At 50.5% G+C, this 529-nt stretch carries 1 protein-coding gene; it reads right to left on the reverse strand.

All coding sequences use genetic code 11. The annotated features are described in order from the left end of the window. A partial coding sequence (locus HT718_RS05125; RefSeq protein ID WP_345890259.1) for an SIALI-17 repeat-containing surface protein occupies positions 1-529 on the reverse strand: 529 nt, incomplete at both ends.

Genomic DNA, 529 nt, shown 5'->3' on the forward strand with positions numbered 1-529 from the left:
TCACAACAGCTTCGGGTAAGGCTGGTTGAACCTCAGGTTCTACCAGATTACCACCAACTGGTGCTGTATATTCTGGTTTCTCTGCTTCATCAGGTACTGTGCCCACTGGTTTAGTGTATTCTGGTTTCTCTGCTTTAGGTGCTTCGTCAGGCACTGTACCCACAGGTTGAGTGTACTCTGGTTTCTCAGCCTTAGGCGCTTCGTCAGGCACTGTACCCACTGGTTGAGTGTATTCTGGTTTCTCAGCTTTAGGCGCTTCGTCAGGCACTGTACCCACAGGTTGAGTGTACTCTGGTTTCTCAGCTTTAGGCGCTTCATCAGGCACTGTGCCCACTGGTTCAGTGTATTCTGGTTTCTCAGCTTTAGGCGCTTCATCAGGGACTGTGCCTACTGGAGCAGTGTACTCTGACTTCTCAGCTTTAGGTGCTTCGTCAGGCACTGTACCCACTGGTTGAGTGTACTCTGGTTTCTCAGCCTTAGGCGCTTCGTCAGGCACTGTACCCACTGGTTGAGTGTACTCTGTTTTTTC

Source organism: Streptococcus sp. 714, from assembly GCF_013277115.1.
Taxonomy (GTDB): Bacteria; Bacillota; Bacilli; order Lactobacillales; family Streptococcaceae; genus Streptococcus.